General features: G+C 72.7%; 25 protein-coding genes and 1 tRNA gene. 10 read left to right on the forward strand and 16 right to left on the reverse strand.

Annotated features, from left to right (window positions below):
• Positions 1-14: 14 nt before the first annotated feature.
• Both ACZ5ID_RS05565 and ACZ5ID_RS05570 read right to left on the reverse strand, forming a co-directional pair.
• Positions 15-809, reverse strand: a complete 795-nt coding sequence (locus tag ACZ5ID_RS05565) for an FkbM family methyltransferase (protein WP_468893707.1) — start codon at positions 807-809, stop codon at positions 15-17.
• Positions 806-1,864 (reverse strand): MraY family glycosyltransferase, encoded by a 1,059-nt coding sequence (locus ACZ5ID_RS05570; protein ID WP_468893710.1) that lies wholly within the window; start codon positions 1,862-1,864, stop codon positions 806-808. The genes ACZ5ID_RS05565 and ACZ5ID_RS05570 overlap by 4 nt, the downstream gene beginning before the upstream one ends.
• Before the next feature lie 210 nt (positions 1,865-2,074).
• Between ACZ5ID_RS05570 and ACZ5ID_RS05575 the strand changes: the two genes are divergently transcribed.
• A complete protein-coding gene (locus ACZ5ID_RS05575; RefSeq protein WP_468893712.1) occupies positions 2,075-4,357 on the forward strand; it encodes a (Fe-S)-binding protein in 2,283 nt (760 codons plus the stop codon).
• A gap of 384 nt (positions 4,358-4,741) precedes the next feature.
• A complete protein-coding gene (locus tag ACZ5ID_RS05580) occupies positions 4,742-5,701 on the forward strand; it encodes a Yip1 family protein (RefSeq protein ID WP_468893715.1) in 960 nt (319 codons plus the stop codon).
• Between the two features lie 108 nt (positions 5,702-5,809).
• Here the strand turns inward: ACZ5ID_RS05580 and ACZ5ID_RS05585 are convergent, their stop codons facing one another.
• The 3 genes from ACZ5ID_RS05585 to ACZ5ID_RS05595 form a co-directional block, all read right to left on the reverse strand.
• Complete coding sequence (locus ACZ5ID_RS05585) at positions 5,810-6,307, reverse strand: phosphoribosyltransferase (RefSeq protein ID WP_101392481.1); 498 nt, start codon at positions 6,305-6,307, stop codon at positions 5,810-5,812.
• 5 nt (positions 6,308-6,312) lie between these two features.
• On the reverse strand, positions 6,313-6,888 hold the full coding sequence (dcd, locus tag ACZ5ID_RS05590; RefSeq protein ID WP_406556015.1) for a dCTP deaminase: 576 nt from the start codon (positions 6,886-6,888) through the stop codon (positions 6,313-6,315).
• 79 nt (positions 6,889-6,967) lie between these two features.
• The gene (locus ACZ5ID_RS05595; RefSeq protein ID WP_406556018.1) at positions 6,968-7,153 is read right to left on the reverse strand and encodes a hypothetical protein; all 186 of its coding nucleotides are present in this window, start codon (positions 7,151-7,153) and stop codon (positions 6,968-6,970) included.
• A gap of 247 nt (positions 7,154-7,400) precedes the next feature.
• On the opposite strand from ACZ5ID_RS05595, the gene ACZ5ID_RS05600 reads away from it, so the two are divergent.
• Positions 7,401-7,474, forward strand: a tRNA-Gly gene (locus ACZ5ID_RS05600).
• A 39-nt stretch (positions 7,475-7,513) separates the two neighbouring features.
• On the opposite strand, the gene ACZ5ID_RS05605 is transcribed toward ACZ5ID_RS05600, so the two are convergent.
• Both ACZ5ID_RS05605 and ACZ5ID_RS05610 read right to left on the reverse strand, forming a co-directional pair.
• The gene (locus ACZ5ID_RS05605) at positions 7,514-8,869 is read right to left on the reverse strand and encodes a cryptochrome/photolyase family protein (protein ID WP_468893717.1); all 1,356 of its coding nucleotides are present in this window, start codon (positions 8,867-8,869) and stop codon (positions 7,514-7,516) included.
• 193 nt (positions 8,870-9,062) lie between these two features.
• Complete coding sequence (locus tag ACZ5ID_RS05610) at positions 9,063-9,500, reverse strand: pyrophosphohydrolase domain-containing protein (RefSeq protein ID WP_468893719.1); 438 nt, start codon at positions 9,498-9,500, stop codon at positions 9,063-9,065.
• Positions 9,501-9,981: 481 nt separating this feature from the next.
• Here ACZ5ID_RS05610 and ACZ5ID_RS05615 point away from each other — a divergent pair, with 481 nt between their 5' ends.
• The 4 genes from ACZ5ID_RS05615 (at position 9,982) to ACZ5ID_RS05630 (ending at position 13,250) form a co-directional block, all read left to right on the forward strand.
• Positions 9,982-10,425 carry a hypothetical protein gene (locus ACZ5ID_RS05615; protein ID WP_468893721.1) on the forward strand — a complete coding sequence of 148 codons (444 nt, stop codon included), beginning with the start codon at positions 9,982-9,984 and terminating at the stop codon, positions 10,423-10,425.
• A gap of 260 nt (positions 10,426-10,685) precedes the next feature.
• Complete coding sequence (locus ACZ5ID_RS05620; protein WP_468893723.1) at positions 10,686-11,231, forward strand: toxin; 546 nt, start codon at positions 10,686-10,688, stop codon at positions 11,229-11,231.
• 67 nt (positions 11,232-11,298) lie between these two features.
• Positions 11,299-12,591, forward strand: coding sequence for an MAB_1171c family putative transporter (locus ACZ5ID_RS05625; protein WP_468893725.1), 1,293 nt, complete (start codon positions 11,299-11,301; stop codon positions 12,589-12,591).
• Positions 12,592-12,743: 152 nt separating this feature from the next.
• Positions 12,744-13,250, forward strand: a complete 507-nt coding sequence (locus ACZ5ID_RS05630) for a hypothetical protein (protein WP_468894204.1) — start codon at positions 12,744-12,746, stop codon at positions 13,248-13,250.
• Between the two features lie 81 nt (positions 13,251-13,331).
• Here ACZ5ID_RS05630 and ACZ5ID_RS05635 read toward each other — a convergent pair whose 3' ends face one another.
• From ACZ5ID_RS05635 to ACZ5ID_RS05660, 6 genes are all read right to left on the reverse strand, one after another.
• On the reverse strand, positions 13,332-14,963 hold the full coding sequence (locus ACZ5ID_RS05635) for an MFS transporter (RefSeq protein WP_468893727.1): 1,632 nt from the start codon (positions 14,961-14,963) through the stop codon (positions 13,332-13,334).
• 163 nt (positions 14,964-15,126) lie between these two features.
• Complete coding sequence (locus ACZ5ID_RS05640; RefSeq protein ID WP_468893729.1) at positions 15,127-16,500, reverse strand: PucR-like N-terminal domain-containing protein; 1,374 nt, start codon at positions 16,498-16,500, stop codon at positions 15,127-15,129.
• 133 nt (positions 16,501-16,633) lie between these two features.
• Positions 16,634-17,764: a tryptophan--tRNA ligase gene (gene trpS / locus ACZ5ID_RS05645; protein WP_468894206.1), complete on the reverse strand. Its 1,131-nt coding sequence runs from the start codon at positions 17,762-17,764 to the stop codon at positions 16,634-16,636.
• Between the two features lie 535 nt (positions 17,765-18,299).
• Positions 18,300-20,282 carry an FUSC family protein gene (locus ACZ5ID_RS05650; protein WP_468893731.1) on the reverse strand — a complete coding sequence of 661 codons (1,983 nt, stop codon included), beginning with the start codon at positions 20,280-20,282 and terminating at the stop codon, positions 18,300-18,302.
• 194 nt (positions 20,283-20,476) lie between these two features.
• On the reverse strand, positions 20,477-21,406 hold the full coding sequence (locus ACZ5ID_RS05655; RefSeq protein ID WP_468893732.1) for an NADP-dependent oxidoreductase: 930 nt from the start codon (positions 21,404-21,406) through the stop codon (positions 20,477-20,479).
• A gap of 202 nt (positions 21,407-21,608) precedes the next feature.
• The gene (locus tag ACZ5ID_RS05660) at positions 21,609-22,364 is read right to left on the reverse strand and encodes an alpha/beta fold hydrolase (RefSeq protein WP_468893734.1); all 756 of its coding nucleotides are present in this window, start codon (positions 22,362-22,364) and stop codon (positions 21,609-21,611) included.
• Positions 22,365-22,452: 88 nt separating this feature from the next.
• Between ACZ5ID_RS05660 and ACZ5ID_RS05665 the strand changes: the two genes are divergently transcribed.
• Entirely contained in the window at positions 22,453-23,781 is a 1,329-nt protein-coding gene (locus ACZ5ID_RS05665) for an aminotransferase-like domain-containing protein (protein WP_468893736.1), read from the forward strand.
• Here the strand turns inward: ACZ5ID_RS05665 and ACZ5ID_RS05670 are convergent.
• Complete coding sequence (locus tag ACZ5ID_RS05670; protein ID WP_468893738.1) at positions 23,696-24,001, reverse strand: hypothetical protein; 306 nt, start codon at positions 23,999-24,001, stop codon at positions 23,696-23,698. The two genes, ACZ5ID_RS05665 and ACZ5ID_RS05670, sit on opposite strands and share 86 nt — an antisense overlap.
• Positions 24,002-24,081: 80 nt before the next feature.
• Between ACZ5ID_RS05670 and ACZ5ID_RS05675 the strand changes: the two genes are divergently transcribed.
• Positions 24,082-24,504: a hypothetical protein gene (locus ACZ5ID_RS05675; protein ID WP_468893740.1), complete on the forward strand. Its 423-nt coding sequence runs from the start codon at positions 24,082-24,084 to the stop codon at positions 24,502-24,504.
• Between the two features lie 273 nt (positions 24,505-24,777).
• On the opposite strand, the gene ACZ5ID_RS05680 is transcribed toward ACZ5ID_RS05675, so the two are convergent.
• Both ACZ5ID_RS05680 and snpA read right to left on the reverse strand, forming a co-directional pair.
• The gene (locus ACZ5ID_RS05680; RefSeq protein WP_468893742.1) at positions 24,778-24,999 is read right to left on the reverse strand and encodes a hypothetical protein; all 222 of its coding nucleotides are present in this window, start codon (positions 24,997-24,999) and stop codon (positions 24,778-24,780) included.
• A gap of 84 nt (positions 25,000-25,083) precedes the next feature.
• Positions 25,084-25,755: a snapalysin gene (gene snpA / locus ACZ5ID_RS05685; RefSeq protein WP_406556818.1), complete on the reverse strand. Its 672-nt coding sequence runs from the start codon at positions 25,753-25,755 to the stop codon at positions 25,084-25,086.
• A gap of 175 nt (positions 25,756-25,930) precedes the next feature.
• On the opposite strand from snpA, the gene ACZ5ID_RS05690 reads away from it, so the two are divergent.
• Positions 25,931-26,884, forward strand: a complete 954-nt coding sequence (locus ACZ5ID_RS05690; protein ID WP_406556817.1) for a LysR family transcriptional regulator — start codon at positions 25,931-25,933, stop codon at positions 26,882-26,884.
• Positions 26,885-26,956 lie beyond the last annotated feature (72 nt).

Raw genomic sequence — 26,956 nt, forward strand, 5'->3', positions numbered from 1 at the left:
GGCCTCCGGGGGCGTCAGTCGGCGGGTGCCGTCTGGGGCGGGACCTGCTCCGACGGGGCCGGGGCGTCCTCCCGGAGCAGGATCAGCTCGCACTGGAGCAGGCGGCCGTCCCGAGGGTCCACGAGCCCCGGCCGCACCGACATGAGCGAGAGCCCGAGCTCCTCGCGCGCGTGGGCCAGCACGTCGTCGAAGCCCGCGCCCCCCTCGTACAGCGGCACCAGCGCCGCCCCCGCCTGGAGCCCGACGATCTCGTCCGCGTACGCCCCCGCACCGCGCAGCACCTCGTGCTCGTACCCCTGCACCGCGAGCCGTACGAAGACCCGCTCGCCGGGCGCGGTGACGCCCTCCCACAGGGCGTCCAGACGGTGCGCGTCGACGCTGCGCCTGCCGGTGTACGCGGTGTGCGGCGCGGCGGCGCGATGGCGGGGCAGCATCGGCAGCGCCGAGCTGCTCACGCCCGCGTCGCCCGCGATGTTCAGCGTGAGCGGCCCACTGCGGTCACCGAGCGCGTACGGCAGCACCGACCAGAAGGGGTCCTCCGCGGCCCGCAGCCGCAGCTCGGCGCGGGGCTCGCGCAGCGGCTCGAAGGAGACGATCCGCCCCTCGTAGCCGCAGCGCCGCAGCATCGTGCCGTACGCCCCGCTGTAGGCGCCCACGTCCAGCACGAGGTCGATCTCGTACCGCCGCAGCAGCCGCACCAGGCGCGCGCCGTCGTCGTCGGCGGACCGGCCGGGCGCGCCGAGCGGGCGGGCGAGGCGGCGCAGGGCCGTACGGGCGCGGTCGCCCATCGCGATCATGTCGATGCTCACGCCGGTGCTCCTTCGCGGGCGGCCCCGGGGGCCGGTTCGGTACGCAGGGCCGCGTCGCCGTAGACCGGCACCCGCAGCAGGGCCACCACCGCGACCGCCGTGCCGAGCACCAGCGGCAGCACGGCGGGCGGGGCGAGGCGGCCGTCGTGGACGAGCAGCGAGGTGACGGTCCCGACCAGCGCGCCGAGCCCGAGGACGACGGCCGTGCCCTGCACGGTCAGACCGCCCCGGCGCAGCCGGTGCGCGATGTGGTCGGCCGCGCCCTCGGCCAGCGACCGCCCGGCCAGCCGGCGCGACACCAGGACCAGCACCGCGTCGGCCAGGACCACGGCGGTGAGGGCGAACAGCGAGGCGGTGGCCCGGGCCGGTTCGGCCTCGGTGTGGACCAGTACGGCGGCGCAGGCGAGCAGGAACCCCGTGAAGAGCGAGCCGCAGTGGCCGAGGACGATCCGGGCGGGGTGCCAGTTGTGCACCAGGAACCCGGTGAGGGAGGCGGCCAGCACGCTGAGCAGCAGCGCGAGCCCGGGGAGCGCGTCCTCGATGGCGCAGACGGCGAGTCCGAGCGCGATGACCGCGGCCACCGTCCCCATCGCCCCGTCGGAGGCGTCCAGCAGGCTGAAGGCGTTGGTGACGAGCACGATCCACAGCACGGCGAGGGTGCCGGGCCCCGGTGAGAGCCCCGACGCCAGGGCGACCACCACGGTGGCGGCGGCGGTCTGCACCCCGATCATGACCCGGGCGCCCAGCGGGCGCAGATCCCCGGCGAGCCCCAGCAGCGCCACGGCCCCCGCGGCCCCGATCAGCGGCCCCACGCCGTCCCCGAGCTCGGCGAGCCCGAGCACCGGCCCGCCCCCGACCGCGGCGAGCGTGCCCACCGCGACGGCGATCCCGCCGATGTGCGGGGTCCGGGCGGGGTGCGGGGTCCGGGTGGGATGCGGGGTGCGGGCGGGGTGCGTGCCCCCGGCCCCGGCGCGCAGGACGGCCGCGCGGACCACCGCTGCCAGCAGGGCGGTGCAGAGCAGGGCGGCGACGGCGGCGGTGAGCCCGGAGATCATGCGAACCAAGTTAGATTGTTATGTCCGTGTATGGGCTGAATAACACGATGGACATTTCAAAAGAACCGAAACCCCGTCCAGACTGAGGGCCGCCTGAGCGACACAGATCACCGCGTGCGCGGCTACAGCGCCGCCGGATAAATGGGTACGCTCAGACGAGCTCGATAAGTTACTGCTTAGTAATCCCTGGCAGGCCCGAGGAGCCCCCACATGCAACTCGCCGCGATCATCGTGTCGCTGGTCCTAATCGCGGTCGGCGTAGCGCTGTTCGGCCGTGCAATCTGGCAGATCTACCGGTTCGTGCGGCTGGGCCAGCCGGTTCCCGCGGGCACCCGGACCGACGAACCCGTGCAGCGCACCGTGACCGTGGTCAAGGAGTTCCTCGGCCACACCCGGATGAACCGCTGGGGCATCGTCGGCGTCGCGCACTGGTTCGTGGCGGTGGGCTTCTTCTCGCTGCTGCTGACGATCGTCAACGCGGTGGGCCAGCTCTTCCAGGCCGACTGGCTGATCCCCGTCATCGGCGACTGGCTGCCGTACGAGATCTTCGTCGAGTTCCTCGGCCTGATGACGACGCTCGGCATCCTCACGCTGATCACCGTCCGCCAGCTGAGCAAGGCCGACAGGCCGGGCCGCAAGTCCCGGTTCGCCGGCTCCAACACCGGCCAGGCGTACTTCGTCGAGACGATCATCCTCATCGTCGGCGTCTGCATCATGACCCTGCGCGCCCTGGAGGGCGTCCAGCACGGCGTGGACAGCTACGAGCCCGGGTTCTTCGCCTCGTACCCGCTCATCCTGGCCCTCAAGGGCCTGAGCCTGACGACGATCCAGAACCTGACCTACGCGGTCGCGGGCCTGAAGATCGCCGCCTCCTTCATCTGGATGATCACGGTCTCCCTCAAGACCGACATGGGCGTGGCCTGGCACCGCTTCCTCGGCTTCCCCAACATCTGGTTCAAGCGCGAGGCGGACGGCTCCACGGCCCTGGGCGCGCTCCAGCCGATGACCTCGGGCGGCAAGGCGATCGACTTCGAGGAGCCGGGCGACGACGACGTCTACGGCGTCTCCCAGATCGAGCACTTCTCCTGGAAGGGCATCCTCGACTTCTCCACCTGCACCGAGTGCGGGCGCTGCCAGTCGCAGTGCCCCGCCTGGAACACCGGCAAGCCGCTCTCCCCCAAGCTCCTGATCATGTCGCTGCGCGACCACGCGCACGCCAAGGCGCCGTACCTGCTCGCGGGCGGCGGCAAGGACATGGAGGGCAACGAGAAGGCGACGCCCGAGCAGCTCAAGGACGTCCCGGCCGCCGCCATCGCCGAGGCCGAGCGCCCGCTGATCGGCACGCTGGAGGAGAACGGCGTCATCGACCCGGACGTCCTGTGGTCCTGCACCACCTGCGGCGCCTGTGTCGAGCAGTGCCCGGTCGACATCGAGCACATCGACCACATCGTCGACATGCGCCGCTACCAGGTCATGATCGAGTCGGCGTTCCCGTCCGAGGCGGGCACGATGCTCAAGAACCTGGAGAAGAAGGGCAACCCCTGGGGGCTCGCCAAGAAGCAGCGCGTGGAGTGGACCAAGGAGGTCGACTTCGAGGTCCCGATCGTCGGCAAGGACATCGAGGACCTCAGCGAGGTCGACTACCTCTACTGGGTCGGCTGCGCCGGCGCCCTGGAGGACCGCGCCAAGAAGACCACCAAGGCCTTCGCGGAGCTGCTGCACATGGCGGGCGTCAAGTTCGCGATCATGGGCGGCGACGAGAAGTGCACCGGTGACTCGCCGCGCCGCCTGGGCAACGAGCCGCTGTTCCAGCAGCTCGGCCAGGAGAACGTCGCGATGCTGAACATGGCGTTCGGCGAGACCCTCGACGAGGACGGCGGCGTCGAGCCGGAGACGAAGAAGCCCAAGTCGTCGAAGAAGATCGTCGCGACCTGCCCGCACTGCTTCAACACGATCGCCAACGAGTACCCGCAGCTCGGCGGCGAGTACGAGGTCATCCACCACACCCAGCTGCTCCAGCACCTCATCGACGAGGGCAAGCTGATCCCGGTGACCCCGGTGGAGGGTCTGATCACGTACCACGACCCGTGCTACCTGGGCCGTCACAACAAGGTCTACACGCCCCCGCGCGAGATCATGGACAAGGTCCCGGGCCTGCGCCAGCAGGAGATGCACCGCCACAAGGAGCGCGGCTTCTGCTGCGGCGCCGGCGGCGCGCGGATGTGGATGGAGGAGCGGATCGGCAAGCGCATCAACAACGAGCGCGTCGACGAGGCCCTCTCCCTCAACCCGGACATCGTCTCCACGGCCTGCCCGTTCTGCCTGGTCATGCTGACCGACTCGGTCAACGGCAAGAAGAACGACGGCCAGGCGAAGGAGTCCGTCCAGGTCGTGGACGTGGCGCAGCTGCTGCTCGACTCGGTGAAGACGCCGGCGGACCCGACGGCCTCCGAGGACGCGGAGTCGGCCCCGGAGCCCGAGCCGGTGAAGTGACCGGCCCGAGCCGGTGAGGAACCGCCCCGAGCCGGTGAGGTAACCGGCCCGCGACGGCCCGCACCACAGCGCCACCCACAGCGGCCGGTCTCCGCCCCCGAGGCGGGAACCGGCCGCTGTCGTGTACGCGAGGACGCCGCTGTGGCGGTCCGCGTCCACCTGGGCGAGACGCGCGACCTGGTGGCGGTGTACGCGGGAGGAGACCCCGGCGTACGGGAGAAACCCCTGGTCACGTTCACGACGGGCGGCTGGGGCTGAGCCCGCCGGGCCGCCCGCCCGCCTCCCCTCCGGGACCCCCTAGGGGATGTCACAGCTCAGCCGCAAAGACGCCCCGTTCCCCCCGCCCCGGCTTGGCGCCCCGTCAGAACAGGTACGTTCGAAAGCGTGGCAGGATTCAGGATGGGGCGCGGCCGGGACGACCGGAACCCGCGACGGCGACCGCAGCAGGGGCAGGGACAGGGACACGGCCAGGGAGGCCAGTGGCCCGGCTCTCCGCAGCAGCGCGCACAGCAGCAGTACGGATACGGGCAGCAGCGACAGCAGCCGTACCCGCAGCAGGGCGAGCCGGAGTACTTCGGCGACCCGTACGGCGGGCAGGGCCAGGGCGGGCAGGGCCAGGGCGGCCACGGCCCGAACGGGTACGGCCCGAACGGATACGGCCAGGGCGCACCCCAGGGGTACACGCCCGCCCAGGACCCGTACGCCAACAACCCGGGCCACACCCAGGCCTTCAGCATCGACGAGGACCCGTACGGCCAGGGGGCGACCTATCGCGCCGGCGCCGCCGCGGCACCCCCGTCCGGCCCCCGGCTGCGCTGGAAGGAACTGCTGCACGGCATCGTGACGCGGCCGGGCCCGACGTTCTGGCAGATGCGCGACTACCCCGTCTGGGGCCCGGCGCTGATCATCACGTTCCTCTACGGAATGCTGGCGATCTTCGGCTTCGACAAGGCCCGCGAGGACGTCATCAACACGACGCTGAGCAAGGCCGTCCCGGTGGTCCTCACCACGGGCGTGGTCTTCGTGCTCGGCGGCATGATCCTGGGCGCGGTGACCCACACGATGGCCCGCCAGCTCGGCGGCGACGGCTCCTGGCAGCCGACCGTGGGCCTCTCCATGCTGATCATGTCCCTCACGGACGCGCCCCGGCTGCTGCTGGCGCTGTTCCTGAGCGGGGACAACGGCCTGGTGCAGGTGGTCGGCTGGATGACCTGGCTGGCGGCGGGCGCGCTGTTCACGTCGATGGTGAGCAAGTCGCACGACCTGCCGTGGCCCAAGGCACTGGGCGCGAGCGCGATCCAGCTGGTGGCGCTGCTCAGCCTGATCAAGCTGGGCACGATCTAGCGGTACGCGGGTACGCGGGTACGCGTGTTCAGCGGGTACGGGAAGGGGCCCGGGGTTCTGTGAACCCCGGGCCCCTTCGCCATACGCACTGCCGGCCCAGCGGCTGCTCTACGCGTCGAGGACCTGGCCCTCACGGCGCACGACGGGCGGCTCGACGCTCCACGGGAAGTTGATCCACTCGTCGGTGCGCTTCCAGACGTACTCGCACTTCACGAGCGAGTGCGACTTCTCGTAGATGACCGCGCTGCGGACCTCGGCGACGTGGTCGACGCAGAAGTCGTGGACGAGCTTGAGGGTCTTGCCGGTGTCGGCGACGTCGTCCGTGATCAGGACCTTCTTGCCGGAGAAGTCGATCGCGTTGGGGACGGGCGCGAGCATGACCGGCATCTCCAGGGTGGTGCCGACGCCGGTGTAGAACTCCACGTTCACGAGGTGGATGTTCTTGCAGTCCAGGGCGTAGGCGAGACCGCCCGCGACGAAGACGCCGCCGCGCGCGATGGAGACGACGATGTCGGGCTCGTAGCCGTCGTCCGCGATGGTCTGCGCGAGGTCGCGGATGGCGCCCCCGAACTTCTCGTAGGTCAGGTTCTCGCGTACGTCGCTCATGTCACTCACACCTGGGTCCGATGGAAATTGAGGAAGGACCGCGAGGCGGTCGGTCCGCGCTGGCCCTGGTACCGGGAGCCGTACCGCTCCGAGCCGTACGGCGACTCGGCGGAGGAGGTCAGCCGGAAGAGGCACAGCTGCCCGATCTTCATGCCCGGCCAGAGCTTGATCGGGAGGGTCGCGAGGTTGGAGAGCTCCAGCGTCACGTGCCCGGAGAAACCGGGGTCGATGAAGCCGGCCGTGGAGTGCGTGACGAGGCCGAGCCGACCGAGCGAGCTCTTGCCCTCCAGCCGGGAGGCGAGGTCGTCGGGGAGGGAGATGACCTCGTAGGTCGAGGCGAGCACGAACTCGCCCGGGTGCAGGATGAAGGCGTCGTCGCCGTCGGGCTCGACGAGCCTCGTCAGGTCCGCCTGCTCGACCGCGGGGTCGATGTGCGGGTACCGGTGATTCTCGAACACCCGGAAATAGCGGTCGAGCCGTACGTCGATGCTGGACGGCTGGACCATGGATTCGTCATACGGATCGATACGGACGCGACCCGCGTCGATCTCGGCCCGGATGTCCTTGTCTGAGAGAAGCACGTCCCGAGGATACGCAGGGTGCGCGGGCCTGCCGTAATCGGACAGACCCGCGCGCGCCACGGCACCCGCCGGGCAGGCCCTACCTCTGCTCGCCCGCCACGGGGACGGCGTGCCGCAGCCGGGCGCAGCGGGGGCACCGGAGCAGCCGGCCGGGCCCGATCCGCTCGGCCCCGAGCTGCTGCATCGGGAACATATCGGTGGTGAAGACGTGCCCCTCGGCACAGCGGACGACGGTGCGCTCCAGCGAGTCCATCAAGTGGCTCAAGTCCCTTCCCCAACAACAAGCATGGACGGAGAAACCACCACATTAAGGGATGAACGGGACGCCACTCCAAGCGGCACTCCGACACCGCCCCGGCCCACCCGGACCCCCAGCACCGTACGCCCCAACTCCGGCCCCCGGCACCCGAATCCCGCCACACGGCACACGAGAAGCCCCCGGGCGGATACGCCTGGGGGCGGGGATGGGGTAAGGTGAGCAACGATGCGAGTCCCCCTCGGGGGGTCGTTGCGCGAGTGTAGTTTAATGGTAGAACATGAGCTTCCCAAGCTCAGAGCGCGGGTTCGATTCCCGTCACTCGCTCCATGAGAAAGCCCCAGGCCATCGGCCCGGGGCTTTTGCGGTTCAGTTGTGCTGCCGCCCCCGCTCGAACCGCTCCCGCGCCTCCCCCAGATCGACCAGCGGACCGGGGTACCCCGTGGCCGCCGCCTCCGGCGAGGGGAGTTTCCAGGGCTCGTGGACGTGGCGGTCCGCCACCCCCGCGAGTTCGGGGATCCAGCGGCGTACGTACGTACCGCGTGGGTCGAGGCGTTTGCCCTGGGTCACAGGGTTGAGGATGCGATTCGGACGGGTGTCGGTTCCCGTTCCCGCCGCCCATTGCCAGTTCATCTGGTTGTTGGCGACGTCCCCGTCGACCAGGAGGTCGAGGAAGTGGCGGGCGCCGATGCGCCAGTCCGCGTACAGCGTCTTGGTGAGGAAGCTCGCCGCCAGCAGCCGGCCCCGGTTGTGCATCCAGCCCTCGTGGGCGAGTTGGCGCATCGCCGCGTCCACGAGGGGATAGCCGGTGCGGCCCGTCCGCCACGCCTCGATTTCGCGCTCGTCGTCGCGCCAGCGGTCGCCCCGGGGGCGGTAGTCCCTGCTCGCTGTCTCGGGGCGGGCCGCGAGGACCTGGTAGTGGAAGTCCCGCCACGCCAACTGCCGTACGAACGCCTCCGCGCCCGGCGAGGGCCGGCTCCTCGCCAAATGGACCAGCTCCGCCGCCGACACCGCGCCGAAGTGCAGGAACGGGGAGAGGCGGGAGGTGGTGTCGGCCGCCAGGTCGTCGTGGCCGTCCTCGTAGCCGTCGAGGCCGGACGCCAGCCACGACCGCAGCCGCTCGCGGCCGGCCCGCTCGCCGCCCCGGGCCAGTCCCGGCGAGGTCCCGCTCACCTCCCTACGCGGACGCAGACGCTCGGAGCCGACCTCCGGGACCGGCACCCGGCGAGGCAGCGGAACCACGTCCCGTACGCCCTCCTGGGTCCAGCGGCGCAGGTACGGGGTGAATACGGCGTAGTGGTCGGCGCCCGCCGGGGTCACCGCGCCGGGGGCGAGCGCCGTCACCACCGCGTCGTGGACCACCAGCGCGCCCCCGGGCAGCGCGTCGCGCAGCGCCGTCTCGCGGCGTACGGCGTACCGGCTCGGGCCGCCCGCCAGGTGCACCCGGCGCGCGCCCGTCTCGGCCACCACCGCGCACACCTGCTCCACCACGTCCCCCGAGCGCACCACCAGGCGCCCGCCGCGCTCGCGCAGGCCGGTGTCCAGGTCGGCCAGGCAGTCGGCGAGGAAGGCCCGGCGGTTGGGCGCGTCGAAGCCCACGGCGCGCACGCCGTCGTCGTACACGAACAGCGGCACGACCTCGTCGGCCTCGCGCACGGCGGCGTGCAGGGCGGGGTTGTCGTGCAGCCGCAGGTCGGCGGTGAACAGCACCACGGAGACGGTCATCCGTTCATCCTCCGCGAGGGCCGCCCCGGAGCAGCGCAGGCGCGACCGGAGGCACCCAGGCACGGCCGGTGGGCCGAACGGGGGCCGCCCGTCCCCCTCGAAGGAGCGCAGGCGCGGCCGGTGGCCCGCACCGCACCACGGTCGGTCTCAGCCGCGCCGCCCCACGACCCGCCTCAACTCCGCCCCGCCTCCCTCACCCCCGCCACCCCTGCTCGCGCAGCACCGCCGACACGTCCGGCGCCCGGTAGTTCTCGCCCTTGAGTACCTTGCCGTCGGCGCGCAGCACGGGGCGGCCGTCGGGTCCCAGCTTGGTCATGTTGGCGCGGTGGATCTCCGCGATCACCGCGTCGAGGTCGATGCCGTGGACCAGGGCGGTGCCGTACGCCACGTACACCACGTCCGCCAGCTCATGGGCCAGGTGGTTCAGGGGACCCGCCACCGAGACCTCCGCCGCCTCGGCCGCCTCCTCCATGAGGAGGTCGCGGCGGTGGGCGGCCAGGTCCGCCGGGATCTCGGTCGGGGTGGTGCGGGCGTCCAGGCCGAAGGTGGTGTGGAATTCCCGGACGAGGGACGCGGGGCTCGGCACGGTGGCGGAAGCGGAGGCTTCGGTTCGTTGTACGGGGGTGCTCATTCGCCCCACTTTACGTTCCCCGTCCGGCCCCAACCCGCCCTGCCCGTACGCCCGTTACCGCCTGGCCAGGGACGAGTGGATCTGTGCATCTGCTATCGGTGCGGGGCGCCCCGCACCGTCCGCCGATGCCCGGGTCGGTGGGCGGGGGAAAAGGACGGCCACGTACACACGTGCGCATGCGCTATCGGCGGGGCGACTGTTCCTGACGCCTGACTCGGTGTCATAATGTATGGGTAGCCCTTCGTGCATCCCCCGTCGCGAAGGGCTACATCCCTGTCCGGGCCCGTCCGGACCCCTCCGAGCACGGCCGCGGGCGCCCCTGCCCGGCCCCGGGCGCCCCCCTGCCCGGTTGCGGGCATGGCGTGGCCTTCACACGGGCAAGGGACTCCCCTCGTGGCCCCCTGCCCGTGTTTTTTCGAGTTAACAGTGACGTAGAGTGTTTGTGCAAGCCCAGTTCCGACCAGACGGGGTGGGGGAACAGATGGAAGACCACACGCCTGAGCTGACGACCCTGCAGCAGAAGGTCGCCTACATGGTGGAGAAGACCTTCCCCGGCGAGAACGTCTCCGGGCGGGCGTTCTCCGACCTGGTGAAGGAGCGCGGCGGACAGCTGTCGCACAGCTACTTCTCCAACATCCTCGCGGGCAAGGTCACCCACCCTTCCGAGGACATCCTCAAGGCGCTCGGGCTCGGCTTCGGAGTCGACTGGCGCTTCTTCAAGGAAGAGTCCGAGGTCGTGGACGACGTGGTGGCCGGACTCCAGTTCCTGGCCAAACGGCGTACGGGCGAGATCAGCGGCCTCGCGGGGCGCGGGCTCGACGACGACGGCCTCTCCGCCGAGCTCCTCCAGTTCGCCCTCTCCCTCCTTGAGGAGACCAAGGAGGGCAAGGACGGTAAGGACGCTGAGCACGGCAGAGAGGGCTGAGGGGGCTGAGGGGCTGAGGGTGTCCCACAGGGGGTAAGGGGCCGCGTCGGCCCCGGGGTCAACCGGACGCGGAAGCGCCGGGGGCGCACGTCCGGCCGGCCCTGCCGCAGCCGCCCCACCCTCCCGCGAAGACTTACCTCCGGTCACCTCGTCCTGGCCGTGGCCGTGTTCACGCCCGTTCGTTAAGATGCGCCGATCCATCGATCCATCGCATGCCAGACGACCGCGTGACCACGCCCCAGAGGGACCCAGAGGCACACATGTCCATGCGCGCGTTGCGGAGAGAGTGCGAAGCCGGGCTGGCGGATCTGCCGATCCCCGCCCCGTTCAGCATCCCCGCCCTCGTCGCGAACATGGAGGAGGCCCGGGGCCGGACCATCGTGCTGCGGGAGCTGCCCGAACGCCTCGCGCGCGTGAACGCCGCCTGCGGACTCCGGCTCAAGGCCGGCGGGACCAGTCTCGTCCTCTACCGGCGCCGCCCCACCGACTACCAGACGCAGCACGTCATCCTGCACGAGCTGTGCCACGAGTGGTTCGACCACGGCACGTCCCTCGACGCCGACCAGCTCGCCGCACTGCTCCCGGTCTTCGACAGTTCGCTCGTCGGCCGGATGCTGCAGTCCGGCGCCACCGTCCAGGCGCGCGCCCAGTACGACACCCACGACGAGCGCGTGGCCGAGTTCGGCGCCTCCCTCATCCCACGGATGGCCCTGGACGTGACCAGCGACGACATGGTCGGACGGCTCTCGGACTCGCTCTCACGGCCGGTCGCCCACCGCCGCCGGGGCTTCTTCCGCCGCGACTGACCCGCCGATTGACCCGATACCGGCCCCGCGACGGCTCTCCCCCGCCCGTCCCCCCACGAAGGAACCCGTGAGCCCCCTCGACCTCGCCGGCTACCTCATAGCCGCGCTGATGACCGCCGTCGCCCTGTGGCGTATGCCAGCCGCCCTCTGGGGCGACGAGGAGGACAAGCGCCGACGCGCCCTGTGGGGCTGTTACGCCGGGTTCGCCGTCGCCCTGTGGACGAAGACGAAGTTCGTACGGATCACGCTCAACGACAGCGAGGTCACCGATCTCGCCGTCCTCATCAAGCACTACACCGCCACCATCGCGATCCTCGCCATCCTCAGCTACATCGTGGCGATCTACGGCCACTTCCCGGACGAGGGCGCCGTCCCCCGCCACGTGCGGTTCGCGCGGACCGTGCAGCGGGTCGCCGCCAAGGCGTCGGCGGCCACGCTGGTCCTGCTGACGGTGCTGTTCTTCACGGTCGTCGACCGGTCCGTGCCCTCCGACCGGTTCGTCTCCGACCACGCCGGCCAGTGGGGCGCGACGCTGTACATGAGCGTGTTCTACCTGTACTTGGGCGCCTCCTCGGCCGTCTGCGCCTACCAGTGGGCGCTGGCCACCGGCAACGCCAAGGTGCGCCATCTGCGCCTGGGGCTCGGCATGATGACGTTCGCCATGTTCATCGGCGTCGCCTACACCCTGAGCCGGACGCTGTTCCTCTGGGTGAGCGTGGCCGATCAGCCGAGCAAGTCCTTCGCGCTGGAATTCGACGAGATCACCGAGGCCTCGCAGATCGTGCTGTTCGCGTTCTTCGCGCTCGGCGCGTCCATCCCGGCCTTCAGCAAGGGCTGGCGACGGGTGCGGCTGTGGCGGGCGCAGGCGCGGCTGCACCCGCTCTGGTACGAGCTGATGACGGCCTTCCCGGACCAGCCGTTCGAGCCGCCCAGGTCCCTGGCGCGGGAGCTGACGCGCTTCGACGCCCCGGCCGACCTGCGGATCGACCGGTGGGCCGCGGACATCGCGGACGCGGTGGAGAAGCTGCGCCATTACGTGCCGGACGAGCTCCTGGAGGCCGCCAAGCGGGCCGCGGGGAGCGAGAGAGTGGGGAGCGAGGCGGCCGGGTACGAAGTGACCGGGAGCGAGGCCGCCGGGCCGCTCGCCGACGCGCACTGGATCAAGGCGGCGCTCGCCGCCAAGGCCGAGGGCGCCCCGGCCGGCCGGGCCGCCGCCATCGAACCGCAGCACGCCACCGACCAGGACGGCGAGGTCGCCTGGCTGGTACGGGTGGCCGCCGCGTACCAGACGATTCCGCACGGCCGGGCCCGCGAGGTCCTGGCGTCGGCGCGGACCGAGGCCCGGGAGACCACAGCGTGACCAGCACCACCCAGAACCGCACCACCCAGAACCGCACCACCCAGAACCGCACCACCGAGAACCGCACCAGCGGCCTCGACGACCCGACCCGGCGGCCCGTCGCCCTCGCCGTCACCAACGTCCTCCAGCCCCGCAACTGCCTGCTCGCCGGCATGCTCGGCATCGGTTTCGCGGCGACGGGCGACTGGACCGGGCTGCTGTGGGGGTTCCTGGGCGCGCTGTGCGCGGGGCTGATCCCGGCCGGGTACATCGAGTGGGAGCGCGGGCGCGGCACCTGGGGCGACCGGCACGTCGTCGACCGTACGAAACGGGCGCCGATCTTCTTCGTCATCCTCGGCTCGATCGGCACCGGCTCCCTGGTCATGGTCCTCGGGAACGCACCCCTCGGCATCCTCGCGTCGATGCTCGCGCTGTGGGTGATGACGATCGGGCTGCTCGCGGTGAACACGGTCTGGAAGATCTCGGTGGACGCGTCCGTGGCGTCCGCGGTGGTGGCGCTGCTCGCCGCCGTCACGCACCAGCCCCTGTGGCTGCTCGGCTACGCGCTGACCATCGCCGTGTGCTGGTCGCGGGTGGCCCTGAGCTACCACACCGTGGCCCAGACGGTCGCGGGCGCGGCGCTGGGGGCGGCGACGGCGACGGCGTTCCTGTTCGTCTGAGCCGCCGGGCACCCCGGTGGCTCGGAGGCCCGGGGCGCCCCGGGCGGTTCCGAGCCTTCCGGGGCGCCCGCCCCTTCGCCCTCACATGTGGATCGGGCCCGCGTCCGCGCCGTCCGTCGGGGGCGGCCGGGGCGGGCCCTTGCGGTAGAGGATCACGGTGACCAGCAGGCCGAGGGCGAAGAAACCGGCCGACCACCAGTAGGCGGTGGCGTAGCTGTGCAGCTGGGCCTTGGCGAGGACCTGCGGCGTCGGCCGCCTGCCGACCAGGTAGTGGGTGGCGGCGCTGGTGGCCAGGGTGTTCAGGAGCGAGGTGCCCACCGAACCGCCCACCTGCTGGCTGGTGTTGACCATCGCGGAGGCCACGCCCGCGTCGTGGGCGGCGACCCCGGCCGTGGCCAGGTTCATCGCCGGGGCGAAGATCAGGCCCATGCCGCAGCCCATCACCAGCAGCGGCGGCAGGACGTGCGGCGCGTACGTACTGTCCACGTCCAGCGCCGTCATCCACACCAGCCCCGCCGCGCCCAGACCCATGCCCAGCGGCACGATCGGTTTGGCGCCCAGTCGGGGCACGAACCGGTTCTGCGCGATCACCGAGGACGCGATCATGATCACGACCATGGGGATGAAGGCGAGTCCGGTCTTCACCGGCGAGTAGCGCAGCACCTGCTGCAGGTAGTACGTGAGGAAGAGGAACACCCCGAACATCCCGGCACCGGAGATGAACATCGCCAGGAACGAGGCGCCCCGGTCCCGGTCGAGGACGACACGCAACGGCAGCAGCGGGTGCGCGGCGCGCCGCTGCCACAGGACGAACGCCACCAGCAGGACGCCGCCCGCCGCCAGGAAGCCCCAGGTCTGCGGGGAACTCCAGGAGTGCTTCTCGGCGTTGGAGAAACCGAAGACGATGCAGAACAGGCCCGCCGAGACGAGGAGCGTGCCGGGGATGTCGAGCTTGGGACGGTCGGCCGGGGCTCCCGGGTGCAGCAGCCGCAGGGCGCCGAGGAAGGCGATGGCCGCGAAGATGAGGTTCACGTACAGGCACCAGCGCCAGTTGAGGTACTCGGTGAGCAGACCGCCGAGCAGCAGACCCACCGCGCCGCCGGTGCCCGCGATCGCGCCGTAGATCCCGAAGGCCTTGGCGCGCTCCTTCGGGTCGGTGAACGTCGTGGTGAGCAGGGAGAGCGCGGCCGGTGCGAGCAGCGCGCCGAACACGCCCTGGAGGGCGCGGGCGAGGACGAGCACGGTGAAGCTGGGCGCGGCGCCACCGATCGCGGAGGCCACCGCGAAGCCGACCAGACCGGTCAGGAAGACGGCCTTGCGGCCCACGAGGTCCGCGACGCGCCCGCCGAGCAGCAGCAGCGAGCCGAAGGCGAGGGCGTACGCGGTGACGATCCACTGACGGTTGCCGTCGCTGAAGCCGAGATCGCTCTGCGCGGAGGGCAGAGCGATGTTCACGATGGTGGCGTCGAGCACCACCATGAGCTGGGCGAGGCCGATGACGGCGAGGACCAGCCAGCGGTGTTCATGGGCGGCGCCCTGGTGGCCGGTGCGCCCGGCAGCGGCGGCTGCGGCCGTGGCCGCGCCCGCACCGCGCCGGGGCGGCTCGCCGGGACTCGCCCCCGCCGCCGCTCCGGCACTCTCCTCCGGTGCCGAAGCGGCGGCGATGCGCTCCGCCCTGCCCTCTTCGACGGCGTCCTTGGTGTGACGTCCCATGGCGTACGTCTCCTTACGAGGGGATACGCGCCCTTCATCACGCTAAGGGGAGGTACGGGGTTCCGCCACGCGAGTGACGCGTGGGGCCGGAAGGGTGAACGCTGCGCGGACGGGGTTTCTGGCGTGGGGCGACGACGGGGCGACCTCGGGGGCCACGGGGACGTTACGGCGTCGACTGTGGACGGGTGCCCTGCACGCCCGAGTCTGAGCCGGAGCCGGAGCCCAGGCCTACCGCTCCCGAACCCGGACCCGGACCCGCCGGTCCCGAACCCAGGGAGAGCGGTCCCGAACCCGGACCCGCCGGTCCCGAACCCAGGGAGAGCGGTCCCGAACCCGGACCCGCCGGTCCCGAGCCCCCGGAACCCGACCCCGGGCCCAACAACCTTGCCCGCAAAGCCACTTCGAGCTCAAAGCGCGCGTCCGGGTCGTCGAGCGCGGACCCGAAGAGCTGCTCGATCCGGCGCAGCCGCTGGCGTACGGTCTGCGGGTGCAGCTCCAGCCGTTCCGCCACCTCGGGAGCGCTGCCCCGGTGGCACTGGAGCCACACCAGGAGGGTGGTGGCGAGCCGGGTGGCCTGCTTGGGCGTGAGGTCGTCCAGCGGGCGGAGCCGGCGGGCGCCGAAGAGCCCGACCAGCGCCCGGTCCCCGAGGAGCAGCAGCTCCGAGAGCCGCTCCTCGCAGCGCACGATCCCCTCGGGCCGTTCCAGACGCGCCAGCAGGGTGCGCGCCCAGCGCAGCGAGTCCGCCGCCATCGCGAGCGGCACGGTCGGCCCGACCACCGCGCCGCGTCCGGCCAGCGCCGCCGCGAACACCTGGTCCCGAAAGGCCGTCCCCGGCTCCGGGACCAGCAGGAACGGCTCGGGCCCTTCCAGGTCCGCGAGGACGGCGGGCGGCAGCCTGCGGTGGATGCGGTCACGTTCGGCGGGCGGCCCGAGCGCGACGCACGCCACCGTGCCGGGCAGCGTCCACCCGGCCGCCACGGCCGCCTGTTCGAGCGCGGGGCCGGTGGCACGGGAGACGATCAGCTCCAGCAGATGGTGGCGCCGCCGTCCGAGCGCGCCCGCCTTGTCGGCCTGGGCCTCCGCGTAGCCGCGCACGGAGACGGCGGAGATCTCGTCGATGTGCGCGAACACCGCTTCGGCGAGCAGGACGACCTGGTCGGCCCCGACCCCGGCGCGCCGGGCGGCCCGCGCGTACCGGCGCCAGGCGACGCGGGCCCCGAGCCGGTACGCGGCCTGGAGCGCGTCCAGGCTGCGGCCCTCCGCGAACTCGCCGCGCCCCAGCACCCAGTAGACCCGCCACCGCTCGCCGCCCCGGTCGGCGGACGCGCTGTCGCCGCCCTCCACCAGGTCCGCGAATTCGGCGAGAGCGGTTTCCACGCCCATCTGGATTCCGTGCCCGAATTTACCGTGCAGCGGCCTGGAGAATTCCGGCACGTGCTGTCTTATCTGCCGGATTACCTCGGCCGCCGTGGAGTGCTGTTCCTTTCGCAGCTCCGCGGCGAGAGTACGCGGCAGAGCGGCCCATGGCCCGGCCATGCGTGCGAGTATGAGCGGTTGTTACTCACCAGTCAATGGTGGCGGCTTGGGCGCCCTGGGCGCCGTTGACGCCTTTCCACAGTGCGACTTCACGGGGGTGGAATTCCGGAATCAGCAGGTGAATGCCTGTCCACTAGCGGAAACCGCCCATGGCGGCGCGTACCTCGTCGAGGGTGGCCTCGGCGACGGCGTTGGCGCGTTTGTTGCCCTCGTGCAGGACCTCACGTACGTACGAGAGGTCGCGCGCGTACTCGGTCCGGCGGGCCCGGATGGGGGCCAGACGGGTGTTGACGGCTTCGGTGACGGTCCGCTTGAGCGCGGCGGCGCCGCCGTCACCGATCTCGGCGGCGACGGCGTGCGGATCGCGGTCCTGGCAGAGCGCGGCGAGCTGGAGCAGCCCGGAGACGCCGGGACGGGCCGAGGGGTCGTAGGTGATACGGCGGTCCGCGTCGGTGGTGGCACGGCGGATGAGGGCAGCGGTCTCGTCGGCGGTGGCGGAGAGGGGGATGGAGTTGGAACGGGACTTGCTCATCTTCGTACCGTCGGTGCCGAGGAGGACGGGGGCGGCGGAGAGCATGGCCTCGGGCTCGGGGAAGACGGACCCGTAACGGTCGTTGAAACGGCGGGCGATGGTGCGGGTGACTTCGAGGTGGGGGACCTGGTCCTGGCCGACCGGGACTACATCGGCCTTGCAGAAGAGGATGTCGGCGGCCTGGTGGGCCGGATACGTGAACATCAGCCCGCTCACGGCCGACTGTCGGGAGTGCGCGATCTCGTCCTTGACGGTGGGATTGCGGCCGAGCTCGGCGACGGAGACCAGGCTGAGGAAGGGCAGGAGCAGCTGGTTGAGGGCCGGCACGGCGCTGTGGGTGAAGACGGTGGCGCGGGCGGGGTCGATACCGGCGGCGAGGTAGTCGAGGACGAGGCCGTGGGTGTGGCCGAGGAGGTCGTCGGCGATGTCGCGGTCGGTGATCACCTGGTAGTCCGCGATGACGACGAAGATCTCGGCGCCGCTGTTCTGGAGGCGGACGCGGTTCTGGAGGGTGCCGAAGTAGTGGCCGAGGTGGAGGGGGCCGGTGGGGCGGTCACCGGTGAGCATGCGGGTCATGGGTCCGGGCCCTTCTGGGGAGGTGGGTGGAGGCCGTCGTCCGGGGCGGACGGCCGTCTCCCTGCCTCCCTGCCTGCCTCCCTCCGGCGGGGGGGGAGAGGCGAGCGGGGCGGGACATGCGAAAGGGCCGTCCGATGTCGAACGGCCCTTGGGGATCGCGCGTGCGCGCAGGTCTGGTGGCCGCTCCTAGGAGGAGCGCCACCAGGTGGAGTGCTGCGCGGAAGTCATGGGGGGAGTGTAACGGGGGCGGCGCCTGATGGGTAAGGCCTTCCGGCTCCGCCCGCCGCTTCACTTCCTGGGCGCCACGGGGGGGGCGGCCCGTGCCCGGATCGCACTGTCCTTCGGCTGCGGGCCGTGGAGGGTTGCTCGCGCAGTTCCCCGCGCCCCTGGGGGGGACGTGGCCGAGCCGGGTATTCCGGTTGCGGCGGAGCCCCCTCAGGGGCGCGGGGAACTGCGCGGATGCCCCCCCCACCGGCCCGCAGCCGGAGGACAGTCCGATCCGCGCAGCGGAGCCGACGCCGACGGTGGCGCGCCAGAGGGGAGAGGCCGGTGGTTGCCCAACCCCGCCGAACGGGCGGGCGGGTGGGTAATTTGGGCGCACCACCCACCGGCGGACCGACGCCCGTGGCGCGGGGCACCCGACAGAGGCCCGGGGCTCCCCAACCCCGCCGAACGGGCGGGCGGGTGGGCCCTAACCCCCCGGCGAAGCAATCGCGCGAGCCGCTCGGACCTCCTGGCGCAGGGGGCCGAGCACGCTCTCCTCCGGGCCCGTCAGCGATGCCCGGACCTCCACCAGCGTGGACGACGCCCGCAGCCCGGCCGCCAGGCCGCGCAACTCCCGTACCGCTGCCGCCACTTCCGGCGCCGAAGGGGGCTCCGCGCCGTGGTTCACCCGTACCCGCGCCGCCGTCGTCGCGTCCACGATCCGCTCCACCGCCACCACCAGCGGCCACCACGCCGCCGCCCGCGCCCCCATCGGCGGCGGCTCGGTCAGCGCGCGCTGGAACTCGGAGCGGACCACCGACAGGTCGCGGTAGATGCGGCGGCGCCGCCGGACGCGTTCCGCCTGGTCCCGGCCCTCCCCCGCGAACGCGCACTCCACGTACCCCGCCGCGTCCTCCACCGCGTCCGCCAGCCGGTCCCCGATCCGGGTGTGCCAGCTCTCCGGCCACAGCAGATAGCCCGCCACCAGCGAGATCCCGCAGCCGATCAGGCTGTCCCACAGGCGCGGCAGCACCAGGCCGAAGCCCTGGTGGTTGAGGAGGTCCGACAGGAGCAGGATCACCGGGGTGATCGCCGCCGTCTGGAAGACGTACCCCTTCGCCGAGAACGCCGGGATCAGCGCGGCCAGCACCACCATCACCGGCACGTCCCACCACCCGCGCGGCACCTCCGCAAGCACGGCCGCGGCCGTCACCAGGCCCACCGCCGTGCCCAGCGCGCGCAGCACCGCCCGCGAGAACACCGAACCGAAGTCCGGCTTCAGGACGAACGTCACGGTCAGCGCCACCCAGTACGAACGCTCCACCGCCACCAGCGACACCAGCGCCTGCGCCAGCCCGATACAGAGCGCGAGCCGCAGCCCGTACCGCCAGGACGCCTGGGAGAACAGCACGTTGCGCGCGCCGCGCCGCAGCCGTATGCGCAGCGCCGCCGGGCGTCCGAGGCGGTCGTCGACGTTGTACGGGTCGGGGTCCGGCTTGTGGACCACCACGGCGGCGTGCCGCAGCGCCGCGTCCACCGCCCGCTCCGACGGCCTGGCCGCCTCCGGGAGCGCCAGGTCCGGCACCGGTCCGGTGTGCGCCCGCTCCACCGCCGTCGCCAGCTCCCGTACGGCCGAGGGGATCTCGGCCGGCAGGGTGCGCCCGCTCAGATGTGCCGCCGGGGCGGCCTCCACCAGCGGGATCACCACGTTCAGCTGGGCCAGCAGCCGTACCAGCGGGCTGCGCCGTCCGTGGTCGCGGGTGCGGCGGGCGAGGACCAGGTCGTACGCCGTGTTGAGCGACTGCGTGACCGCCTGGCGTCTGGCGTCGTACGCGGGTGTGCCCGCCGCTTCGAGGAGGTCGGCCACCGCCCGGTAGGTGGCGGCGACGGCCGTCCGCTCCGGGACGCGGTTGCGCAGCGGCCAGCCGAGCAGGGTGAGCAGGAGGACGAAGAGCCCGCCGAGGGAGAGCAGCAGGGGCGCCTTCCACCACGGCGAGGGCATCGGGAGTCCGGCGCCGACCACGGTGTTCAGCAGGAGCAGCAGCCCGGACACGGACGCCACCGCGCCGATGGACGAGATCATTCCGGAGACGAGGGCGACCAGGGTGAGCGCGGCGACCGCGAACCAGCCCTCGCCGTACACCAGGGTGCCCAGCGTGACGCCGATCGCGCCGAAGAGCTGCGGCACGGCGATGTTGAAGACCCGCATCCGGTACGCGTCGGCGGTGTCGCCGATGACTCCGGAGAGGGCGCCCATGGACACCAGCGCACCGTACGCCGGCTGGTCGGTGGCGAAGCCCACGGCGAGCGGGGCCGCGAGCGCGGCGCCGGCCCGGGCGACGCCCGGCCACACGATCGGGGTGCTCTGCGGGCGCAACCCGCCGACCAGCCACTGCGGCGGCGCGAGCCGCACCCGTCCCCGGCCGCCCGGGCCCTTGTCCACGTCATCCACGTCGAGCTGTGCACCCATGGCATCAGTATGCGATCACGGCGAATCGAACCTTTTGGGTGGGTCTACCCCGCCGGGAGAGAACCGAGGGCCATGTAGCCGTGGCGCGGGGCCTCCGTGCCGCGGTGTCTCCGTGCTGCCGCGCCTCCGTGTTGCCGAATATTTATCCACACCCTGTGGACAAACTTTTCCGTTCACACCGAGGAAACGGACATCTACGGCACGAACAGCGTTTTCCCCCGCGCCCCGCCCGCCCGGTTCCGCTGCATCGCCTCCGGCACCTTCTCCAACGGGTATTCCGCCTCCACGGGCACGTGCACCTCACCCGCCAGTGCGGCGGCGGCCAGCGCGTCGAGCAGCGCACCCGACGCCGTGAGCTGGAAGTTCACGCCCTTTCCGGTCGGCGCCGCGCCCCGGGTGCTCAGCGCCGCGCCACCCGGACGCATCAGCCGCGCATACGCGTCGAAGGCCTCCGCGTCCGCCGACACCAGGTCCACCACCGCGTCCACCCCGCCCGGCACGGCCCGTTCGCACGCCTCGCGCACCGACTGCTCGGTGGAGTCGATCGCCAGGGCCGCGCCCAGCGCCCGCATCCGCTCCCGCTCGTCGCCCCGCACCACCGCCACCACCCGGATGTCCCGCGCCGCGGCCAACTGGGTCAGCGCGCTGCCGACCCCGCCCGCCGCGCCCACCACGAGCATCGAGTCGCCCGGTTCCAGGGCCACGCCGGTGCGCAGGATCTGGAGCGCGGTCATCCCGGCCGTGGGCAGCGCCGCGGCGGCCCGCAGCGCGAGCCCGTCGGGCACCCCGGCGATGGTCGAGTCGTGCGGCACCGTCACGTACTCCGCGTACGTACCGGTCCCCACCGGCGGCCGGGCCGCCTGGCCGTACACCGCGTCGCCCACCACGAACCGGTTCTCGCCGGGCCCGACCACGTCCACGCGGCCGGCGAAGTCGACGCCGAGGACCAGGGGGAAGACGTGCGGGGCGCGGCCGTCGAGGAGGCCGTCCGCGACCTGCCAGTCGAACGGGTTGAGAGCCGCGTACGCGACCTTCACCAGCACTTCGCCGGGGCCGGGCTCCGGCTTGGGGACGTGGACGACCTCCGGCATGGCCCTGAAGGCCTGGACCGCGACAGCGCGCATACCTTGACGCCTCCTGCTCGGCCCCCCTGCAACCGGGCTTCCGGACGGTCCGATCCTCACCCAGGAGCGCGCCGCCCGCACCCCGGGAAACCCGCCCCGCCCCTCGAAGGGATCCTCCCGGCCGACCGGTTCGCCGGTACGGCCGACGCGTTCGCCGGTACGGCCGACGCCGGCCCGCGTCCGCCGCCGGGGGGCAACGCGCTCAGCCCGTCAGAAGGGCGCGCAGGGCCGCGTTGAACTCCTCGGGCCGCTCCAGATTGGGCAGATGGGCCGCCCCCTCCACGACCACCAGGGCGGATCCGGGGACCGCGGCGTGCATCGCCTCGGCGTCGGCGACCGGGGTGTACGTGTCGTCGCGGCCCACCACGATCAGGGTGGGCACGGTGACGGTGGTGAGCAGTTCACGGTAGTCGGGCCGCTCGGCGCGCCCGCGCAGCGCGGCGGCGGCGCCCTCGGGGTCGGTCGCGGTCATCATCCGGTGCACCTGCGCCTTGACCGCCGCGTCCGCGCACGGCGCCACCATCTTCTCCAGGACCTCGTCGGCGTACGGCCCCATGCCCTCGCGTACGAGCCGGTCGGCCGTGTCGCGGCGGGCGGTGCGGCCGGCCGGGGTCTCGGCGGCCGGGAGGGTGTCCGCCAGGAGCAGAGCGCTGATCCGCTCGGGGAAGAGGCGGTAGCACTCCATGACGATCTGACCGCCCATGGAGAGGCCGCCGAGGGCGAAGCGCGCGATGCCGAGCCGGTCGGCGAGCGCCCGGACGTCCTGCGCGAAGTCCGAGAGGAGGGTGGTGCCGGGGGTGACGGGCGCGCTGCCGTAGCCGCGCAGATCGGGGGCGACGACCCGGTGCGTCCGCGCGAACTCCTCGATCTGGGGGCCCCACATCGTGCGGTCGAAGGGGTGGCCGTGGACCAGGAGCAGGGCGTCGCCCGTGCCCCGGTCGGTGTAGGTGGTGGGCATGTCAGGAGGCTAGGCGGGCCCAACTGCTCGGTGCAATAAGATCTTTGCTCTCGGTGCAATGTGGCGCGGTGGGGCTCTGGAGGCGGGGATGGACTACCTGCGGCTGGCGGACGGCGTCGCGGCGGCGATAGCCGAGGGAAGGCTGCGGCCGGGCGACCGGCTGCCGCCCCAGCGGACGTTCGCACGCCGCCACCAGGTGGCGGTCTCCACCGCGATCCGGGCGTACGGGGAGCTGGTGCGGCGGGGCCTGGTGGTGGGCGAGGTCGGGCGCGGCACGTTCGTCCGGGCCGCTCCGCCGCACCCCGGGTCGGTGCTGGCCGAGGACAGTGGCCGCACCCCGGTGAACCTGGAGCTCAACTACCCGGTGGCGGACGGGCAGTCGGAGCTGATGGGGCGCGCTCTCCTGGGCCTGGCCCGCCCGGACGTCCTGCTGGAGGCCACCCGCCCGGCGGCGGCCGACGGCACGCCCGGGGCGCGGGCGGCGGCGGCACGGATGCTGGCCCGCCCCGGCTGGCGTCCGGACCCGGACCGGCTGCTGTTCGCGGGCAACGGCCGCCAGGCGATCGCGGCTGCACTCTCCTCGCTGGCCGGGCCGGGGGCCCGGGTGGGCGTGGAGGAGCTGACGTATCCGCTGGTCAAGGCAGTGGCGGAGCGGCTGGGGATCTCCCTGGTGCCGATCGCGACGGACGGGTCGGGGATGCTGCCGACGGCACTGGAGGCGGTCCACCGGCGTACGCCGCTGAGCGCGGTGTACGTACAGCCCACGCTCCACAACCCGCTGTCGCTGACGATGCCGGGGGCGCGGCGGGCGGAACTGGCGGTGGCGCTGCGGGAGTCGGGGCTTGCCGCCATCGAGGACACGACCTGGGCGTTCCTGGCGGACGGACCCGGGACGCCCGCACCACTGGCGGCGTACGCGCCGGAGCGGACCCTCCTCGTCGACAGCCTCTCCAAGCGGCTGGCGCCCGGCCTGACGGTGGGATTCCTGAGCGTGCCCGAGGCGTACGGCGAGAAGGCCGCGCGGGCGCTGCGCTCGGGGGCGTGGACGGCGGGCCGGTTCAATCTGGAGGCGGCGGCGCGGTGGGTGGACGACGGGACGGTCGAGACCGTGGCGGCGGCGAAGCGGGCGGAGGCGGCGGCGCGGCAGGCGCTGGTCGCGCGCCACCTGGGCGCTTTCTCCGTCGTCACGGACCCCCGGTCCTTCTACTGCTGGTGGCAACTGCCCGAGCCGTGGCGGGCGGAGACCTTCACGGCGGCGGCAGGGGAGCTGGGGATCGCGGTGACGCCCGGGTCCGCGTTCGCGGTGGGCGCGGGGTCGGCGCCGGACGCGGTCAGGGTGGGTCTGGCGTCGCCGCCACGGCCGGTGCTGGATGCGGCGCTTCGTCGGCTGGCGGAGCTCGCCGCAGGCGACCGCTGAGCCACGCCGTCAGCGCCAGGGCGAGACCGGCGGCGACGGCGGCCCAGGAGGTGGTGCGCAGGAGGGCGGTGAGCGCGTCGTACACGCCCGCCGCCGTACCGGGGTCGGCGCGGGGCGGGAGGTCGGCGAGGGTCAGGATCCGGCCGAGGGCGACGAGCGCGCGCAGCCCGAGCCCGCCTGCGGCGATGCCGAGGCCGACGGCGGTGACATGGGAGCGCACGGGTCCAGCCAACCCCGGGTTGCCGGGCGGGGCGCGCGGGTGTGGGCTGTATGGGGGAAGTGTCGTGGAAGGAGTCCGCCATGTCCTCACACGCAGCGATGCCGAGGAGGCAGCCCTCGTCGAGGCCGAGCCACGTCTCCGGCCGGCCGACCCGGCTCGGCCTGCCGGCCGCCCTGATCGCCCTGCCGATCGTGATCGGCGTCTTCTACGGCTTCTGGGCCGCGTCCATCAGCCGCAGGGGCGGCGAGGTGACGGGCGGGAACATCGCGCTGGGCCTGGTGTCCGGGGCGGTCATCGCCGCGCTGGGCCTCGGCCTGCTGCTGATCCAGGGCCGCCTGCCCCGGGAGCTGCGGGCGCTGGCCTTCGGAACGCTGTTCGGCGCGGGCACGGGGTTCCTGTACGCCCAGTCGGGCGAGAGTGTGCTGGGGGCGTCGGGGATGGGGGCGGTGCTGGGGGCTGCGATGGGGCTGGCGGCGTTCTACGTGTTCTACACGCGGGAGTAGGGGCGGCTGCCCTTGGCCCGGGGTTCGTCTGCGGGCCGGTGGGGGCGCCTGCCCTTTGGCCCGAGGCTCGTCTGCGGGCCGGTGGGGGCGCCTGCCCTTTGGCCCGAGGCTCGTCTGCGGGCCGGTGGGGGCCGGTCGCGCAGTTCCCCGCGCCCCTTGGGGGGTCCTGGTCAGCCGGGAAACAGAGCTCGGCCACAGCTCCCAGGGGCGCGGGGAACTGCGCGACCAGCCACCCCCGCCCCGCGGAAGAGCGGCGGCCGAAACCGCCCCCCCTCAGAACAGGGGCAGCTGCCCCGGGAACGGGGCGACCTCGTAGCCGTCCAGGGTGGCCTGGCCCACCCCCGGCGGCGCCGCCCGCTTCGACCCCGGGCACAGCGTCAGCTCCCCCCCGCCCGCCACCCGCGCACGCGGATCATGGCGTACGTACCGTCCCGCCACCACGGCCACGGCACGGCCGCACGACGGACACGAACGGCGGGGAGAGACACTCGGCATGCGGCCATGCTGCCAGAGGGGTACGACACCCGGGGCGCACCCGGGTCCTACCCGCCCGCCCGGCCGCATGCCGGCCCGAAGAACCTACGCCGCGGGCTTGAACGCCGACGCCAGCCCGTTGCGCCACAGGCTGTTCACCCGGGACCGCTCCGTGCTGTTCGGGTACGCGTTCCGGCACGACGTGCCCGGCCCGCCGCCGGACATCAGCTCGCTGCACGGACCCGAGTAGTGGTCCGGCAGCCCGAGGACGTGGCCGGTCTCGTGCGCGACGACACGGACCGAGTAGTACTGCTGGTTCTGCTGGTAGTCCAGGAAGATGTACCCGCCGCCGTGCCCGTCCGTGGACGCGTACGAGCCCTGCGGGTCGTTGCCCTCGTAGTACGAGAAGTCCGCGCCGGAGGACGACTCGGCGAGGCGTACGTTCTGCACCGAGGAGTTCCAGATCTGCGCGGACTGCGATATCTGCGAACGGAAGCTCGGCGCGTTACGGGTGCTGTAGTAGACGGTGACGGAGGCCGCCAGCGGGTTCGCCGCCCGCTTCTTGGCCACGGACTTCATCACGGCGTCGTAGAACGCCTTGTTGTTGGCCGCCTCCTTGGCGGACCCGGCGTACGACGCGCCGTGCACGTACGCGGAAGCGGCGGAGGGGGCGGAAGAGGAAGCGGAGGGGGCGGCGGCCGTGGCGGGGATCGCGCCCAGGCCGGCGAGCGCCAGACCCAGGGCGGTGGACAGGACGACAGTCCTCTGGTGTCTCATGGGGGGCTCCTGCTCGTTCATTCGTGGGGGTGTCCCCGGTGGGTTGCCGGGGGCAAGGGCGAGTGTCGGGGAGCCGGATACGCCCGGGGATGATGACAACCGGCGATAACTCCGCGTTATCGGCGGGGAATCGGCCGTCTAGTGCGGGACATGACAAGCCCTTTACCCTCGGGCCATGGAGCTCGACGTGAGGCACCTCCGCGCCCTCTGCGCGATCGCCGACACCGGCAGTCTGCACAGGGCCGCGCGGCAGCTCGGAACCAGCCAGCCGGCCCTGACCAACCAGCTCCGGCGGATCGAGCACTCACTGGGCGGCCTGCTCTTCTCCCGGGAGCGCACCGGCTGCCGTCCGACACCGCTCGGCCGGACCGTCCTCAGCCGCGCCCGGCCGCTGCTCGCGGGGATGGACGCGCTGGTCACGGAGGTACGGGCGGCTGTCGACGGGGTCGACGGGCGGCCCCGGCTGCGGATCGGGTCCACCGCCAGCCGGGCCATTCCGGGGTGGCTGCGGCGGCTGCGGGAAAGGCTCCCGGGCATGGAGACACAGCTCCATGTCGACGTCTCCGCCCACGCGTTGCTCGGCCTGGTCGCGGCGGGGGAGCTCGATGTGGCCTTCGTCCACCAGGTGGAGGGGTGCCCGCTGCGGGTGCCGGAGGGGCTCGATGTGCGGGTGCTCGTCGAGCGCGAGCCGCAGTTCATCTCGCTGGCGGCGGACCACCCGGCGGCCGGGGAGGACGTGGTGGATCTGGCCGATCTGGCGGGGGACCGGTGGATGGTCGATCCCAGTGTGGACGGGGAGTGGGACGGTTTGCGGCGGGTGTTCGCGGCGGCGGGGGTCAACCCCCGGGTGCTGCACGGGGATTACCTGACGGCGGCGTCCCTGGTGGCGTCCGGCGAGGTCGTCACCCCCTGCCAGCCGACGTCCCGGCCCCGGGCGGACATGGCGATCCGCCCGCTGCGGGGGGACCCGCTGGCGGTACGGCTCCTGCTGGCGGCGCGGGCGGGGGCGTACGAGTCGGGGGTGTACGGGACGGTGCACTCCGCGCTGGACTCGGCGTACTGGGAGGCGGCGCGGCAGTCCGCGCCGTACCGCACCTGGCTGTCGGGCCCGCTGGCCCTGCGCCCCTGACGGTGCCCGCGGTTCCCGCGCTCCACGGGCGCCCGCCGGGCCGGTCCCGGGGGTGTGCGCGGGCGATCCGGG

The organism is Streptomyces sp. NPDC031670 (assembly GCF_055580545.1).

What these genes read in the sequence shown, in the direction of transcription:
- ACZ5ID_RS05570 (WP_468893710.1), bottom strand. Translation starts at nt 1,864, where the DNA reads ATGATCTCCGGGCTCACCGCCGCCGTCGCCGCCCTGCTCTGCACCGCC.
- ACZ5ID_RS05575 (WP_468893712.1), top strand. Translation starts at nt 2,075, where the DNA reads ATGCAACTCGCCGCGATCATCGTGTCGCTGGTCCTAATCGCGGTCGGC.
- ACZ5ID_RS05585 (WP_101392481.1), bottom strand. Translation starts at nt 6,307, where the DNA reads ATGAGCGACGTACGCGAGAACCTGACCTACGAGAAGTTCGGGGGCGCC.
- ACZ5ID_RS05605 (WP_468893717.1), bottom strand. Translation starts at nt 8,869, where the DNA reads ATGACCGTCTCCGTGGTGCTGTTCACCGCCGACCTGCGGCTGCACGAC.
- ACZ5ID_RS05610 (WP_468893719.1), bottom strand. Translation starts at nt 9,500, where the DNA reads ATGAGCACCCCCGTACAACGAACCGAAGCCTCCGCTTCCGCCACCGTG.
- ACZ5ID_RS05615 (WP_468893721.1), top strand. Translation starts at nt 9,982, where the DNA reads ATGGAAGACCACACGCCTGAGCTGACGACCCTGCAGCAGAAGGTCGCC.
- ACZ5ID_RS05620 (WP_468893723.1), top strand. Translation starts at nt 10,686, where the DNA reads ATGTCCATGCGCGCGTTGCGGAGAGAGTGCGAAGCCGGGCTGGCGGAT.
- ACZ5ID_RS05630 (WP_468894204.1), top strand. Translation starts at nt 12,744, where the DNA reads ATGCTCGGCATCGGTTTCGCGGCGACGGGCGACTGGACCGGGCTGCTG.
- ACZ5ID_RS05635 (WP_468893727.1), bottom strand. Translation starts at nt 14,963, where the DNA reads ATGGGACGTCACACCAAGGACGCCGTCGAAGAGGGCAGGGCGGAGCGC.
- ACZ5ID_RS05640 (WP_468893729.1), bottom strand. Translation starts at nt 16,500, where the DNA reads ATGGCCGGGCCATGGGCCGCTCTGCCGCGTACTCTCGCCGCGGAGCTG.
- ACZ5ID_RS05650 (WP_468893731.1), bottom strand. Translation starts at nt 20,282, where the DNA reads ATGGGTGCACAGCTCGACGTGGATGACGTGGACAAGGGCCCGGGCGGC.
- ACZ5ID_RS05655 (WP_468893732.1), bottom strand. Translation starts at nt 21,406, where the DNA reads ATGCGCGCTGTCGCGGTCCAGGCCTTCAGGGCCATGCCGGAGGTCGTC.
- ACZ5ID_RS05660 (WP_468893734.1), bottom strand. Translation starts at nt 22,364, where the DNA reads ATGCCCACCACCTACACCGACCGGGGCACGGGCGACGCCCTGCTCCTG.
- ACZ5ID_RS05665 (WP_468893736.1), top strand. Translation starts at nt 22,453, where the DNA reads ATGGACTACCTGCGGCTGGCGGACGGCGTCGCGGCGGCGATAGCCGAG.
- ACZ5ID_RS05675 (WP_468893740.1), top strand. Translation starts at nt 24,082, where the DNA reads ATGTCCTCACACGCAGCGATGCCGAGGAGGCAGCCCTCGTCGAGGCCG.
- ACZ5ID_RS05680 (WP_468893742.1), bottom strand. Translation starts at nt 24,999, where the DNA reads ATGCCGAGTGTCTCTCCCCGCCGTTCGTGTCCGTCGTGCGGCCGTGCC.
- snpA (WP_406556818.1), bottom strand. Translation starts at nt 25,755, where the DNA reads ATGAGACACCAGAGGACTGTCGTCCTGTCCACCGCCCTGGGTCTGGCG.
- ACZ5ID_RS05690 (WP_406556817.1), top strand. Translation starts at nt 25,931, where the DNA reads ATGGAGCTCGACGTGAGGCACCTCCGCGCCCTCTGCGCGATCGCCGAC.